Origin of the sequence: Litorivita sp. NS0012-18, assembly GCF_040371945.1 — a bacterium.
Taxonomy (GTDB): domain Bacteria; phylum Pseudomonadota; class Alphaproteobacteria; order Rhodobacterales; family Rhodobacteraceae; genus Litorivita.
Map to the genome: position 1 here is coordinate 1,071,856 of NZ_BAABWS010000001.1, position 13,846 is coordinate 1,085,701.

Consider the following 13,846-nt stretch of genomic DNA (forward strand, 5'->3'; position numbering starts at 1 on the left):
GCGCGATCAAGGTTTCAAACGGGCGCCTTCGGGGGCCCGTTTTCTTTTGCCTAATCGGCTTTTACCTGCGCCAAAAGCGTCAAGACCCGCGGCCCCAAAGCCTCGACAATCTTGGCCACCCCCGCCCCCGTCGGGTGCAGCCCGTCGCGTTGAAAATAGGACATCATCTGCGCCTCGCCCTGCAGCCCCTCGAAAAAGTTAGGCATATAAAGCGCGCCGTAAGCCTCGGCCAATTCGGGATAAATCGCGTTGAACTCTTGTTGGTAATCGGCGCCGTAATTGCTTGGCACCTGCATCCCGACCAACAAAACCGCCACACCGGCCTTTTGCGCGGCGGTTAAAATCGCCTCCAGATTTGCCCGCGCCGAGGCCGGATCAATCCCGCGCAAAAAATCGTTCGCCCCCAGCTCCAAAATCATCGCATCCACCTCGGGGGTCAGCGCCCAATCGATGCGCGCCTTGCCGCCCGCCGTGGTATCGCCCGACACGCCCGCATTGATCACCCGCACATCGCCCGCGCCATGCGCGGCCAGCCATGCGCGCAATTGCGGCACCAATCCGTCTTGCTCGGTCAACCCGTAGCCTTGGGTGAGGCTGTCGCCAAAGGCCAGCAGATCGAGGGCCTCGGCCCGCGCCGCGCCCGCATATGTTAACCCCAATGCAACCACGCCCGCCGATAAGGCCAAGCTTATCGCGCCTGCCGCCTTGCCCCGCGCCCATGAGGCCCCATATCGTGGGGACAGCCCCGCCGCCGCGCCCCGTTCCTTGCGAAAGTCCCGACCGATGACCATACCTGTTCTCTCCTTGTCCAATGTGGCGCTTTCGCTGACCGGCAATGCCGGCCTTGTTGATATCCTTCACTCCATCACCCTCGATGTCCACCGCGGCGAGACCTTGGGCCTTGTCGGGCCGTCCGGCTCGGGCAAATCCTCGCTGCTGATGCTCATGGGCGGGCTGGAGCGCGCCACGGGCGGCACGATCACCGCGCTTGGCCATGATCTGACGGCGATGGACGAAGACGCTCTGGCGCGACTGCGCCGTGAACATATGGGGGTGGTGTTTCAATCTTTCCACCTGATCCCGACGATGACCGCTTTGGAAAATGTCGCAACGCCTTTGGAACTGGCGGGCGCGCCCGATGCTTTTGCCCGCGCCGAGGCCGAATTGCAGGCCGTCGGCCTCGGGCACCGGCTTGATCACTACCCCGCGCAAATGTCGGGCGGCGAGCAACAGCGCGTGGCGCTGGCCCGCGCCTCGGCGCCGCGCCCTGCGATCCTTTTGGCGGACGAGCCGACCGGAAATCTCGACGAAGCCTCCGGCGCGGCGATTATCGATCTGCTGTTCGATCTGCGCGACCGCCACGGCGCGACCTTGGTTTTGGTCACCCATGCGGCGGATCTGGCGGCGCGCTGCGACCGCGTGTTGCGCCTGCGCGGCGGGCAAATTGACACCGGCGATACCGCCGCCCCCCTTGAGGCCCAAGCATGACCACCGCCCCCTCCGCCGCGCCGCGCCAAAGGCTGCGCCTTGCCGCTGCTCTGGCCGCGCGCGAATTGCGCGGCGGGCTCAAAGGGTTTCGCATCTTCCTTGCCTGTCTCGCGCTCGGCGTTGCCGCCATCGCCGCCATCGGCACCGTCCGCGCCAGCATCAACGCAGGCCTTGCCGACAGCGGCGCGGTGCTGTTGGGCGGCGATGCGCAGATGGAATTCACCTACCGCTATGCCAGCGAGGTCGAAAAACGATGGATGAAGCAGGTCGCGCAGCAAACCTCCGAGATCGTCGATTTTCGCTCCATGGCCGTGCGCGGCGCGGGCGATAGCGCCGAACGCGCTCTGACCCAAGTCAAGGGCGTGGATGCCGCCTACCCTTTGGTGGGCGAGGTCGCGCTTGACCCGCCGATGCCCTTGGCCAAGGCTTTGGCCGGCACCAAGGGCCATTCCGGCGCGGTGATGGAGCGGGTCTTGATCGACCGTCTGGGCCTTGAAATCGGAGACGAATTCGCGCTCGGCACAGCGCGCTTTACCCTCATGGCCGCCCTGACCGGCGAGCCGGACAGCGCCTCGGCGGGCTTCTCGCTTGGCCCGCGTACGCTGGTGCTGCGCCGCGATCTCGAAGGCTCGGGGCTCTTGGCGGCGGGGACGTTGTTCTCGACCAAATACCGCCTGTTGCTGCCCCAAGACCGCGATCTGGAGGCGCTGCAATCCGAAGCCGCCGCGCGGTTTGCCGACGCAGGCATGCGCTGGCGCGATGCCCGCAACGGCGCGCCGGGCATTGCGCGTTTCGTCGAACGGCTGGGCAGTTTTTTGATCCTCGTGGGGCTGTCGGGCCTCGCGGTGGGGGGCATTGGCGTCTCCTCTGCGGTGAGCAGCTATCTGGCGGGCAAGACCGGCGTCATCGCCACGCTGCGCACCTTGGGGGCAGAGCGGCGGATGATCTTTGCGATCTATGCGCTGCAAATCGCGGCCCTGTCGGCCTTGGGCATTGTGATCGGCCTTGTCCTCGGGGCGGGATTGCCTTTGCTTCTGGCGCCGGTTCTGGCGGCGCAATTGCCGATCCCTGCGGCCTTTGGCCTTTATCCGCTGCCCTTGATCGAGGCGGCGATCTACGGCGCGCTGACGGCGGCGATATTCACCCTCGCGCCGCTGTCGCGGCTTGATGAGATTCGCGCGGCGGCGCTGTTTCGCGATGCTTTCGGCGCGGCGCGGCGCTGGCCGCGCCCTGCGATGCTGGCGCTGATCGCGGGGCTATTGGCGGCGCTGGTCGCGCTGGCGGCCCTGTTCAACGGCGCGTGGAAGCTGACCTTGATCACGGCGGGCGGTTTGCTCTTTGCGCTGGCGCTCTTGGCGCTTTGCGCGGCGAGCATGGCATGGGCGGCGCGGCGCGGGCGCAAAGGGCTGCGCCGCGCCCCTGCCTTGCGGTGGGCCTTGGCGGCGATTGGCGGGCGCGGATCGGACGCCGCCCCTGTGGTGCTGTCCTTGGGGCTGGGCCTGTCGGTTCTGGCCGCCGTGGGGCAAATCGACGGCAACCTGCGCGGCGCGATTGCCCGCGATCTGCCGCAAGAGGCGCCCAGCTATTTCTTTGTCGACATCCAAAAGGACCAGATGGACGGCTTTACCGCCCGCGTCGAAGGCGATGCAGGCGTGCGCCAGATGCAAAGCGCGCCGATGCTGCGCGGCGTGATCACCCGCATCAACGAACGCCCCGCCGCCGAAGTGGCGGGCGAGCATTGGGTCATTCGCGGCGATCGCGGCATCACCTATGCCGATGCCATGCCCGAAAGCACAAAAATCACCGCAGGCACATGGTGGGGCGCGGGCTATGACGGCCCGCCGCAGATCAGCTTTGCCGCCGAAGAGGCCGAAGAGATGGGCCTGCACCTCGGCGATACCATGGCCGTCAACATCCTCGGCCACGAGATCACCGCGACCATCACATCATTCCGCGAGGTGGATTTTTCCACCGCAGGCATGGGGTTCGTCATGGCGATGAACGCGGCGGCCCTATCGGGCGCGCCCCATAGCTTCATCGCCACCGTCTATGCCGATGAGGCCGCCGAAGCGCCGCTTTTGCGTGATCTGGCCAAGGCCTATCCCAATATCACCGCGATCCGTGTGCGCGATGCGATCGAGCGGGTCTCGACCCTGCTCAACGGGTTGGCGGGGGCGATTTCCTACGGCGCGGCGGCGACCTTGCTGACCGGATTTTTGGTGCTGATCGGGGCGGCGGCCTCTGGCACCGGCGCGCGGCGCGTGGAGGCGGCGATCCTCAAAACCCTCGGCGCGACCCGCGCCCGTATCCTATGGAGCTTTGCCCTGCGCGCGGCGCTTTTAGGCGCGGCGGCGGGCCTTGTCGCATTGGCCGCAGGGCTGGCGGGCGGCTGGGCCGTGCTGCATTTCATCATGGAAAGCGATTTCGAGGTGATCTGGTCCAACGCCTTTGCCATCATCGCGGGCGGCATTGCCGCCACGCTTCTGGCCGCGCTCGGATTTGCTTGGGGGCCTTTGCAAGCGCGCCCCGCAGGGGTGCTGCGCGCGCGCGAATGACCGCGCGCGCGAGACAAAGCTACTCTGCCGCTTCGGCGTAATCCTCCATCGGCGGGCAGGTGCAGACAAGATTGCGATCCCCAAAGACGTTATCGACGCGGTTCACCGGCGCCCAGTATTTATCGACGCGGAAGGCGCCAGGCGGGAAGCATCCCTGCTCGCGACTATAGGGCCGCTCCCATGCGCCGACGAGGTCCTCGACCGTATGGGGCGCGTGTTTGAGCGGGTTCGAGGCAGGGTCGCTGCGCCCCTCTTCGATATCGCCAATCTCGGCGCGGATCGCCAGCATCGCATCGCAAAACCGGTCCAGCTCGGCCTTGGTCTCGCTTTCGGTCGGCTCGATCATCAAGGTGCCCGCCACGGGCCAGCTCATCGTCGGGGCATGAAAACCGCAATCGATCAACCGCTTGGCGATGTCCTCGACCGTGACGCCTGCGCTTTGCTCGAACGGGCGGGTGTCGATGATGCATTCATGCGCGACGCGGCCCTTGCCGCCGCGATAGAGCACGTCGAAAGCGCCCTGCAAACGGGTGGCGATATAGTTGGCGTTGAGGATCGCCACGCGGGTCGCCTGTGCCAGACCCTCGCCGCCCATCATCAAGCAATAGGCCCAAGAGATCGGCAGGATCGACGGCGAGCCGAAGGGCGCCGCCGAAACCGGCCCCGCCGCGCCCATGCCGCGCGCCGGATGCGAGGGCAAGAACGCCTCCAGATGCGATTTGACCCCGATTGGCCCCATGCCGGGACCGCCGCCGCCATGGGGGATGCAGAAGGTTTTGTGCAAGTTGAGATGGCTGACATCGCCGCCCAAGTCTCCCGGGCGCGAGATGCCGACCATGGCGTTCATATTCGCCCCGTCGATATAGACCTGCCCGCCGTTCTCATGGGTGATCGCGCAGACCTCCTGCACCGTCTCCTCAAACACCCCGTGGGTCGAGGGATAGGTGATCATACAAGCGGCCAGCGTGCCGCGGTGCGCCTCGGCCTTGGCGCGAAAATCCGCCACGTCGATATCGCCGTTGGCCGCGGTTTTCACCGGCACCACATCCCATCCGACCATCTGCGCCGAGGCGGGGTTGGTGCCATGGGCCGACATCGGAATGAGGCAGGTTTTGCGGTGCCCCTCGCCATTGGCCTCTTGATAGGCGGCGATGGTCAACAGACCGGCATATTCGCCTTGCGCGCCGGAATTGGGCTGCATCGATAGCGCATCATAGCCGGTGATCTCGCACAGCTTCGACGACAGATCATGGATCATCTCAAGGTAACCCGCCGCCTGATCGTCGGGCACGAAAGGATGCAACAGCGCAAACTCATCCCATGTCACCGGCATCATTTCCGCCGCCGAATTGAGCTTCATCGTGCACGACCCCAAAGGGATCATCGCGCGGTCCAAAGCCAGATCGCGGTCGGCCAAACGGCGCATATAGCGCATCATCTCGGTCTCGGCGCGGTTCATGTGGAAAATCGGATGGGTGAGATACTCCGACCTGCGGATCAGATTTTCCGGCAAACGGTAGCGCGCGTTGAAATCATCATCCTTGCGGGTGATGCCAAAGGCGCGCCAGACGGCCTCGATGGTTTCGGGGCGGGCGCGTTCATCCAAGGCGATACCAACACGTGTCTCGCCCACGGCGCGCAAATTGATCCCCTCGTCCACCGCCGATTTCATCACCGCCGATTGCAACGGACCGACCTCGACCGTGATCGTGTCAAAGAAGGTTTCGGGCAGGACCTTGAACCCCGCCTCGCTCAGGCCGCGCGCCAGACGCTCGGTCTTGCGGTGCACGCGCTGCGCGATGGCTTTGAGCCCCTCGGGGCCGTGGAACACCGCATACATCGAGGCCATCACCGCAAGCAATGCCTGCGCAGTGCACACGTTCGATGTGGCCTTTTCGCGGCGGATATGTTGCTCGCGGGTTTGCAAAGACAACCGGTAGGCGCGGTTGCCGCGCGCGTCGATCGACACGCCGACGATCCGGCCTGGCATATTGCGTTTGAACCCGTCGCGCGTGGCCATGAATGCCGCATGCGGGCCGCCGTAGCCCATCGGCACGCCGAAGCGCTGCGCCGAGCCGACGGCGATATCCGCGCCCATCGCGGCGGGCTCTTTGAGCAGGGTCAGCGCCAGCGGATCGCAAATCACGATACCCAGCGCCTTGGCCGCATGCAGCGCCTCCATCTGCGGGGTGAAATCCGCCAAGTCGCCATAGGTGCCCGGGTATTGGAAAATCGCGCCGAAGACGGCGCTCGCATCCAGATCCTCGGGCGCGCCAATGATCACCTCGATGCCAAGCGGTTTCGCCCGCGTTTGCATCACCGCGATGTTCTGCGGATGGCAGTTTTCATCAATGAAAAACGCGGGCGCTTTCGATTTTGCCACCCGCTGCGCCATGGTCATCGCCTCGGCGGCGGCGGTGGATTCGTCCAAAAGCGAGGCATTGGCGACCTCCAATCCGGTGAGATCGGAAATCATCGTCTGGAAGTTCAGCAAGGCCTCAAGACGGCCTTGGGAAATCTCCGGCTGATAGGGCGTGTAGGCCGTATACCACGCGGGATTTTCCAAGATATTGCGCTGGATCGCGGGGGGCGTGATGGCGCCGTAATAGCCCTGCCCGATCAGCGAGGTCAGCACCTTGTTCTTCTTGGCCACGCGGCGCATGTGAAAGAGCAACTCGCTCTCCGACTTGGGCTTGCCGAACTCCAGAGCCGATGCCGCGCGGATACCTTCGGGCACGGTTTGCTCGATCAATGTCTGCAAATCCGGCACCTCGAGCAGCGCCAGCATCTGCGCCATTTCCGCAGGGCTAGGGCCGATATGGCGCCGGTTGGCGAAATCATAGGGCAAATAATCGGTGGGCGTGAAGGTCATGGCAGTGTCCTCGCGGTCAAACGCAGTGGCAAAGTATATTGATAAGGCGTCCGGCAGGGTCGCGCAGCATCAGCCGCCGGACGTTCCAAGGCTCCGATACGGGGCCGTATTCAGGCGTGATCCCCATGGCCGACAGGCGCGGCAAAATCGCATCAAGATCATCCACTTCGATCGAAAGATCAGGGACCGGCCTGCCCGACCCGCCTTCGCAAGCAAAGGAAAGCTGTGCCTCTTGGGTCGAAGCCGGCGCAGCCAGCGTGACGATGAACCCCAAGTCCATCGCCACCTCCAAGCCCAAAAGGTCATGGTAGAACGCGGCGCTCTCAGCGGGGTTTAGCGCCGCCAGATTGGCCACGATCCGCCGCACCTGCATCGCCTATCCGACCAGCTTGTTATAGGCGGCTTCGTCCATGTAATCGTCCATCTGCGACGGATCGGAGGCCTTGATTTTCACAAACCACGCATCGCCCATCGGATCGTCGTTCACCTTGCCCGGATCATCGACCAAGGCCTCGTTGACCTCGACGATCTCGCCGTCAATAGGCGCAAGGATATCCGAGGCTGCCTTGACGCTTTCGATCACGACGATCTCTTCGTCCTTGGTCACCGTGGTGCCGACCTCGGGCAATTCGACAAAGACCACATCGCCCAATTGCGTGCTGGCGTGTTCGGTGATCCCGACCACGATCACATCGTCTTCCTCGCGCAGCCATTCATGCTCTTCGGTGAATTTCATTGTCGTCTCCTAAAGATGCGGCCGCGCCGCTTTGTCATGTATTGCAGTAGGTTATCGTTTGAAGTTCGCAGGAACGAACGGCAATGCCGCCACCCTCACAGGCATACGTTTGCCGCGCAATTCGCCGTAGACGACCGTGCCGATCTCGGCGGTCTCGGTGGGCAGGTATCCCATCGCCACGGGGCCGCCGACCGTCGGGCCAAAGCCCCCCGATGTCACACGGCCCACCGGCGCGCCGCCCTCTTGGGTCAAGAAAAGCTCCACCCCCTCGCGCATCGGCGCGCGTCCCTCGGGCAAGAGGCCAACGCGGCGCGTTACAGCGCCGTTTTGCAATTCGGCCAAAACCACATCGGCCCCCGCAAAGCCGCCCGCGCGCGCGCCGCCGCTGCGCCGCACCTTCTGGATCGCCCATGTCAATGCCGCCGCCGCAGGCGTCACAGTCGCGTCCATATCATGCCCGTAAAGGCAAAGCCCCGCCTCCAGCCGCAAGCTGTCGCGCGCGCCAAGCCCGATTGCCTCGACCCGCACATCCTCCAAAAGCCGCCGCGCCAAGGCTTCGCTCTCTTGCGCGCCGACCGAAATCTCGAACCCGTCCTCGCCCGTATAGCCCGAGCGCGAGACCCAAAGCGGGCCGTAGGCCGAGGGGAAGATCGCGACATCCATGAATGTCATCGCCGCGGCTTCGACCACAACCTCGGCAAATGCCGCCTCGGCCTGCGGGCCTTGCAGCGCCAAAAGCGCGCGCGAGGTGACCTCTTCGACCGTGATCCCCTGCGGCTCCAACGCGGTGCGCATCCGCGCGATATCGGCGGTTTTGCAGGCCGCATTCACCACCATGAAAACCTCGTCGCCGCGGCGCGCCAGCATCAGGTCATCCTCTATCCCGCCATGGTCATTGAGAAAGAACCCGTAGCGTTGCCGCCCGTCGGCCAGCCCTAAAATATCAACGGGGATCAGCGCCTCCAGCGCCAGCGCCACCTGCGCGTAACTCTCGCCGCGCAAAATCACCTGCCCCATATGGCTGACGTCGAAAAGCCCCGCAGCGGCGCGGCAATGCAGATGCTCTTTCATCACGCCAAGCGGATATTGCACCGGCATGTCATAGCCCGCAAAGGGCACCATTTTGGCGCCAAGCGACAAATGCAAATCAATTAGCGGGGTGTGCAGAAGATCCGACATCGCCCATCCTTTTCCTCGCCAGTGCGGCCCTTGGAAAAGCGCGCGCAGACATCAATTTCGCGCCATATCGCCGGTCGAACCGGCCCATCGCGCCCTGATGCCCCCTCTGTCCTTGCGCCTGAGATCGTTATCCCTTCGGCGGGCGCATGTGGCGCCTCTCTCCAGAGTATTGCGTCGCGATCGGTCCTTGGGCCTGAGAGTTTCCGGGGCGGTTGCTCCTTCGGCATCGCATCTGCGATTCTCCCGATCTACATCTGTGCTAGTGTGCAAAACCGCCCCGCGCAAGAGGATCAATGCCCAAAAGCGCCGCATCTTGACGCAAAACCGCCACCCGCCGCCAAATATGCCAAGCGGTTGAGCATCCTCAAGCGGGCGATCACATCGCGCCGCGATGCGCGCGCGGTCTCAGGCCTCGGCCATGAGCGACGCGCCGGAGCACGAGGCAGGCACCAGAATTTCGTGCAAAGCCTTGTTGTCGCAAACCAGCGCATCCAAGCTCACCTCGTCAAGATGGGCATAGAACGCCTCTGCCGCCGCGGCCACGGCTTGCTTAAGGCGGCACGCCTCCACCAATGGGCAGGAGTTGTCGACATCGGCAAAACACTCGGCAATCGGCACATGGCTTTCCAGCTCGCGGAAAATCGCGCCGATGCAAATCTCGCTCATCGGGCGGGCCAGCATGATGCCGCCGCCGCGCCCGCGCTGGGTCTTGAGATAATCAAGCTGGCCAAGCCGGTTGATCACCTGCGCGAGGTGATTTTCCGACGTGTTACAGACCTGCGCCACCTCGGATTTCGTCACCAGACGCCCCGCATTCGCCCCGCAAAACATCAGCACGCGGATCGCGATATTGCTTCTTTTGGTGATACGCATGTCAAACCCCTTGCTCCAAACGAGACCCTTGGCAATTTGGGCAAAATTATCCGCAGATGACTTGATATGGATCAATCGCACCCAAAAAATGCGCCCCTTGGATGCATCTTTGTCAAAATTCCGCATGGCTTGAGCGTCATTGGGGCTGGTCGTGCCGTCTTGGCGCGCTACTGTGAGCCTTTCGACAGACCCGCGACGGAGACCGCCCCGCCTTGCTCGACAGCCATCTTCTCTCCAAACCGCTCTTGATTGTGCGCCGCCTTTTGCGCCGTCTTTGGGTGCGGGTCTCCGGCATGGCGGTTCTGGCCTTGCTCACCGCCTTGGCGACTTTGCTGTTCGAAGGCTATATCCCCGCCAAAGTCTCGGCGCGCTTTACCCCCGACGCGGTGATGCCGGTCTTGACCATTCTGGCCTCGGGGATGTTGGCGGTGTCCACCTTCTCGCTCAATGTGATGGTCTCGGCCCACCGCGCCGCCTCGGCCCAAGCCACGCCGCGCGCGCAGCGGCTCCTTTTGCAAGACACCACGACGCAAACGGTTCTGGCCACCTTCATCGGCGCTTTCGTCTATTCGCTCTCGGCGATCATTCTGTTCCAATCACATGCCTATGCCGATGGCGCGACGGTGATCGTATTGGGCGTGACGATCTTTGTCGTGGTCTTGGTCATCCTCGCCATGCTGCGATGGATCGAACATCTGAGCAGTCTGGGCAGCATCGACGCCACCTTGCGCAGCGTCGAGCAGGTCGCAAAATCGGCGCTGATCCAGTTTGCCGAGGCCCCGTATTTTGGCGCCGTGCCCCTGACAAGCGATACGGTATTGCCCAGCGGCGCTCTGCCCTTGCGCGCCCGCGCCTGCGGCCATGTGCAATTCATCGACCTGCCGAAATTGAGCGAATACATCACCAATCTGCAAGGCCAGACAGGGCAGGTCTACCTGCGCTGCCGCCCTGGCGCATTTGTTTTGGAGGGCATGCCCTTGGCCGATGTCGCCGGATTGACCCCCGCGCAGATCACCGCTGCCGAGGCCTGTTTCGTCATCGGCGATACGCGCACCTTTGAGCAAGACGCTTGTTTCGGTCTCAAGGTCTTGGGCGAGGTCGCATCGCGCGCCCTCTCGCCGGGGATCAACGATCAGGGCACGGCGGTAGATGTGATCGGGCGGGCCGAGAGGTTGCTTTGGAACTGGGCGCGAAACTCGGGCGAGACCGCGCAGGCACAAACGCGCTACCCGACGATCTTTGTCCCGCAGCTTCCTGCCGAGGAGTTGCTCTCTTGTGCCTTTGCCGCGCTGGCCCGCGACGGGGCCGGGCAGATCGAGGTGGCTTTGCGCTTGCAAGAGGCGCTCGGCCATCTGAGCCAAACCCCTCGAAGCGATGTGGCCGAGGCCGCCCGCGCCTTGAGCCGCACGGCCCGCGCCTATGCCGAGGCGGCCTTGCCGATTGAGCAGGACCGCGCGCGCATCGGCGCCCAGAGCGCGGCGGAAAAGAACGCGTAACGCGCCCGCACGGATGCAAAAAGCCCCGCCAATTAAGGGCGGGGCTTTTCTGGTTCGAAGCGGCGCGCGGATCAGCCCTTGGCGCGGATCACTTGCAACAGCGGCAGGACCGCCGACATATCCGGCCCGTGTTCTTGGCCCGTCAGCGCCTTGCGCAGCGGCATGAACAGCCCGCGCCCCTTGCGCCCTGTGGCCTCTTTCACCGCTTTGGTCCATGCGCCCCAGCTTTCGCCGTCATAAGGCCCATCCGGCAACAGCGCCATCGCCTGCGCGACAAACTCCTTGTCTTCGGCGTCGATGACCGGATCGGCCCCGTCGCGGAACAGGCTCCACCAGCGAGACAAATCGCCCAGCGTCGTGATATTGGCGCGGCTGACCTCCCAAAACTGCGCGGCCAGATCGTCCGGCACGCCCAGCGCGGCGATCTGGTCTGCCACGGCCTCGAGCGGTTGCTGGCTGAGGTATTTCGCGGTGAGCGGGAACAGGTCCTGCACATCGAATTTCGTCGGGGCCGACCCGAAATGGCCCAATTCGAACCCGTCGATCAACTGTGTCATATCGGTGCGCAATTCCACGGGATCGGACGATCCGAGCCGCGCCATCAGCGACAACAGCGCCATCGGCTGCACGCCTTGCTCACGTAGATCGCGCAAGGCCAATGTGCCAAGGCGTTTGGACAATGCCTCGCCCTGCGGGCCGGTCAAAAGCGAGTGATGCGCAAAGGACGGCACCGTGCCGCCCAAGGCTTGGATAATCTGGATTTGCGTCGCGGTATTGGTCACGTGATCGGACCCGCGCACCACATGGGTGATGCCGAAATCCACGTCATCACAGACGCTTGCCAGCGTATAAAGGAATTGACCGTCGCCGCGAATGAGCACCGGATCGGAGACCGAGGCCGCATCAATCGACAGATCGCCCAGAATGCCATCGGTCCATTCAATGCGTTCCAGATCAAGCTTGAACCGCCAATGGCCATTGCCGCGCTCGGCGCGCAGCGCCTCTTTTTGCGCATCGCTCAGGGTCAGCGCCGCGCGGTCATAGACCGGCGGTTTGCCCATATTGAGTTGCTTCTTGCGCTTGAGATCCAATTCGGTCGGCGTCTCGAAACACTCGTAAAACCGGCCCTTGTCGCGCAATTCCTGCGCGGCCTGCTCGTAGCGGTCCAAACGGTCAGATTGCTTTTCGATCCGGTCCCACGTCAGGCCAAGCCATTCGAGATCCTCTTGGATCGCGTCGGCATATTCGACCTTGGAACGCTCGGGATCGGTATCATCAAGGCGCAAGATAAACTGCCCGCCGGATTTACGCGCGATCAGATAGTTGAACAGCGCGGTGCGCAAATTGCCGACATGGATATAGCCGGTGGGGGACGGGGCGAAACGGGTGGTGGTCATGGCAAACTCCTGTTGCCTCGCCCCATGTCACAGGCGGGCGAAATTGTCCAGAAAAGGCTGCGCGGCGCGGCGGGCCTTGGCAAGGCGGCGCTCACCTTTGCGTGATCGGATCGCGCGGGTTTTGACCAACGCATGCGCGGCCCTATCTTTGGGTCAGGACAAAGGGCCAAAGCGCCCATCATCAGGGAGACTGCTATGAAAGACACCGCACGCGTGATCGCAACCGCCGCAGACCAATCCATGACCCACCCCATGACCATGAGCCGGCGCGCCGCGCTTTTGGGGGCCGCCAGCCTGCCCTTGGCCGCCGCATTCAAACCCTCGCGCGCCAGCGCCGCCGCCGAAATGATGGGGGCCAGCATCGCCCCCTATACGCGCTTCAAGCTGGGCGATTTCGAGGTGACCACGCTGCTTGCTGGCACCCGCACCGTGCCCGAGCCGCATAAAATCTTTGGCCTGAACGCATCGGATGAAGAATTTGCCGCCGTCTCCGAGGCCGCGATGATCCCGACGGATGCGGCGCAGTTTTTCTTTACCCCGACATTGGTCAACACCGGCGCCGAGTTGATCCTCTTTGACACCGGCACCAACCCTGCGGGCATCACCGATGCGCTGGAGGCGGCGGGATATGGCGCCGAGCAGGTCGACAAAGTCGTGATCACCCATATGCATGGCGATCACATCGGCGGGTTGATGGGCGAGGGCGGCGAGACCTTTGCCAATGCGACCTATGTCACCGGACAGGCGGAATTCGACCACTGGGCCAAGGCAGGCAACGAAGGTTTCGACGCCAAAGTCCGCCCCTTGGCCGAAAAGATGAGCTTTATCGGTGAAGGCGGGGCGGCGGCCTCGGGCATCACGGGTATGGCCGCCTTTGGCCACACCCCTGGCCATATGGCCTATATGCTCGACAGCGGCGGGCAACAAATGCTGCTGGGCGCGGATTTCGCCAATCACTATGTCTGGTCGCTCGCCCATCCCGATTGGGAAGTGCGCTTTGACATGGACAAAAGCGCCGCCGCCGCCACCCGCCGCAAAATCTTGGATATGCTGGCCGCGACCCGCACGCCCTTTGTCGGCTATCACATGCCCTTCCCCGCGACCGGATATGTGGAAACGCGCGGCGACGGGTTCCATTATGTGCCCACCTCTTACCAAATGGTCATGGGCGGCTAGAACGGGCGAGGCCGCACGTATTTCCACGGGCGGCCTCGTTTCAAATTTCCCAAGTTCAAGGCTGCGGCTCACAT

General features: G+C 63.6%; 11 protein-coding genes and 1 riboswitch. Of the genes, 4 read left to right on the plus strand and 7 right to left on the minus strand.

The features are described from left to right. Positions 1 to 50 precede the first annotated feature (50 nt). Positions 51 to 791, minus strand: a complete 741-nt coding sequence (locus ABWV64_RS05110; RefSeq protein ID WP_353343188.1) for an arylesterase — start codon at positions 789 to 791, stop codon at positions 51 to 53. Here ABWV64_RS05110 and ABWV64_RS05115 point away from each other — a divergent pair. Together ABWV64_RS05115 and ABWV64_RS05120 are read left to right on the plus strand one after the other, a co-directional pair. Continuing rightward, positions 784 to 1,488 carry an ABC transporter ATP-binding protein gene (locus ABWV64_RS05115; RefSeq protein WP_353343189.1) on the plus strand — a complete coding sequence of 235 codons (705 nt, stop codon included), beginning with the start codon at positions 784 to 786 and terminating at the stop codon, positions 1,486 to 1,488. The two genes, ABWV64_RS05110 and ABWV64_RS05115, sit on opposite strands and share 8 nt — an antisense overlap. Continuing rightward, positions 1,485 to 4,043 (plus strand): ABC transporter permease, encoded by a 2,559-nt coding sequence (locus ABWV64_RS05120; protein WP_353343190.1) that lies wholly within the window; start codon positions 1,485 to 1,487, stop codon positions 4,041 to 4,043. The genes ABWV64_RS05115 and ABWV64_RS05120 overlap by 4 nt, the downstream gene beginning before the upstream one ends. Before the next feature lie 19 nt (positions 4,044 to 4,062). Here the strand turns inward: ABWV64_RS05120 and gcvP are convergent, their stop codons facing one another. The 5 genes from gcvP to ABWV64_RS05145 all read right to left on the minus strand — a co-directional run bounded on the left by gcvP (position 4,063) and on the right by ABWV64_RS05145 (position 9,703). Next, entirely contained in the window at positions 4,063 to 6,915 is a 2,853-nt protein-coding gene (gcvP, locus tag ABWV64_RS05125) for an aminomethyl-transferring glycine dehydrogenase (RefSeq protein WP_353343191.1), read from the minus strand. Positions 6,916 to 6,931: 16 nt separating this feature from the next. Then, positions 6,932 to 7,288: a VOC family protein gene (locus ABWV64_RS05130; RefSeq protein WP_353343192.1), complete on the minus strand. Its 357-nt coding sequence runs from the start codon at positions 7,286 to 7,288 to the stop codon at positions 6,932 to 6,934. A 3-nt stretch (positions 7,289 to 7,291) separates the two neighbouring features. Continuing rightward, complete coding sequence (gcvH, locus tag ABWV64_RS05135; RefSeq protein WP_353343193.1) at positions 7,292 to 7,651, minus strand: glycine cleavage system protein GcvH; 360 nt, start codon at positions 7,649 to 7,651, stop codon at positions 7,292 to 7,294. 51 nt (positions 7,652 to 7,702) lie between these two features. Next, on the minus strand, positions 7,703 to 8,830 hold the full coding sequence (gene gcvT, locus ABWV64_RS05140; RefSeq protein WP_353343194.1) for a glycine cleavage system aminomethyltransferase GcvT: 1,128 nt from the start codon (positions 8,828 to 8,830) through the stop codon (positions 7,703 to 7,705). A gap of 171 nt (positions 8,831 to 9,001) precedes the next feature. Beyond that, a riboswitch (glycine riboswitch) is annotated at positions 9,002 to 9,086 on the minus strand. A gap of 149 nt (positions 9,087 to 9,235) precedes the next feature. After that, a complete protein-coding gene (locus tag ABWV64_RS05145; protein WP_353343195.1) occupies positions 9,236 to 9,703 on the minus strand; it encodes an RrF2 family transcriptional regulator in 468 nt (155 codons plus the stop codon). Positions 9,704 to 9,915: 212 nt separating this feature from the next. On the opposite strand from ABWV64_RS05145, the gene ABWV64_RS05150 reads away from it, so the two are divergent. Further along, positions 9,916 to 11,199: a DUF2254 domain-containing protein gene (locus ABWV64_RS05150; RefSeq protein WP_353343196.1), complete on the plus strand. Its 1,284-nt coding sequence runs from the start codon at positions 9,916 to 9,918 to the stop codon at positions 11,197 to 11,199. Positions 11,200 to 11,270: 71 nt separating this feature from the next. On the opposite strand, the gene gltX is transcribed toward ABWV64_RS05150, so the two are convergent. Then, positions 11,271 to 12,596 carry a glutamate--tRNA ligase gene (gltX, locus tag ABWV64_RS05155; RefSeq protein ID WP_353343197.1) on the minus strand — a complete coding sequence of 442 codons (1,326 nt, stop codon included), beginning with the start codon at positions 12,594 to 12,596 and terminating at the stop codon, positions 11,271 to 11,273. Between the two features lie 240 nt (positions 12,597 to 12,836). Here gltX and ABWV64_RS05160 point away from each other — a divergent pair, with 240 nt between their 5' ends. Then, positions 12,837 to 13,772: an MBL fold metallo-hydrolase gene (locus ABWV64_RS05160; RefSeq protein ID WP_353344526.1), complete on the plus strand. Its 936-nt coding sequence runs from the start codon at positions 12,837 to 12,839 to the stop codon at positions 13,770 to 13,772. Positions 13,773 to 13,846: the final 74 nt, after the last annotated feature.

Coding starts and splice junctions, on each gene's coding strand:
- ABWV64_RS05115 (WP_353343189.1), top strand. CDS start 784: ATGACCATACCTGTTCTCTCCTTGTCCAATGTGGCGCTTTCGCTGACC.
- ABWV64_RS05110 (WP_353343188.1), bottom strand. CDS start 791: ATGGTCATCGGTCGGGACTTTCGCAAGGAACGGGGCGCGGCGGCGGGG.
- ABWV64_RS05120 (WP_353343190.1), top strand. CDS start 1,485: ATGACCACCGCCCCCTCCGCCGCGCCGCGCCAAAGGCTGCGCCTTGCC.
- gcvP (WP_353343191.1), bottom strand. CDS start 6,915: ATGACCTTCACGCCCACCGATTATTTGCCCTATGATTTCGCCAACCGG.
- ABWV64_RS05130 (WP_353343192.1), bottom strand. CDS start 7,288: ATGCAGGTGCGGCGGATCGTGGCCAATCTGGCGGCGCTAAACCCCGCT.
- gcvH (WP_353343193.1), bottom strand. CDS start 7,651: ATGAAATTCACCGAAGAGCATGAATGGCTGCGCGAGGAAGACGATGTG.
- gcvT (WP_353343194.1), bottom strand. CDS start 8,830: ATGTCGGATCTTCTGCACACCCCGCTAATTGATTTGCATTTGTCGCTT.
- ABWV64_RS05145 (WP_353343195.1), bottom strand. CDS start 9,703: ATGCGTATCACCAAAAGAAGCAATATCGCGATCCGCGTGCTGATGTTT.
- gltX (WP_353343197.1), bottom strand. CDS start 12,596: ATGACCACCACCCGTTTCGCCCCGTCCCCCACCGGCTATATCCATGTC.
- ABWV64_RS05160 (WP_353344526.1), top strand. CDS start 12,837: ATGACCCACCCCATGACCATGAGCCGGCGCGCCGCGCTTTTGGGGGCC.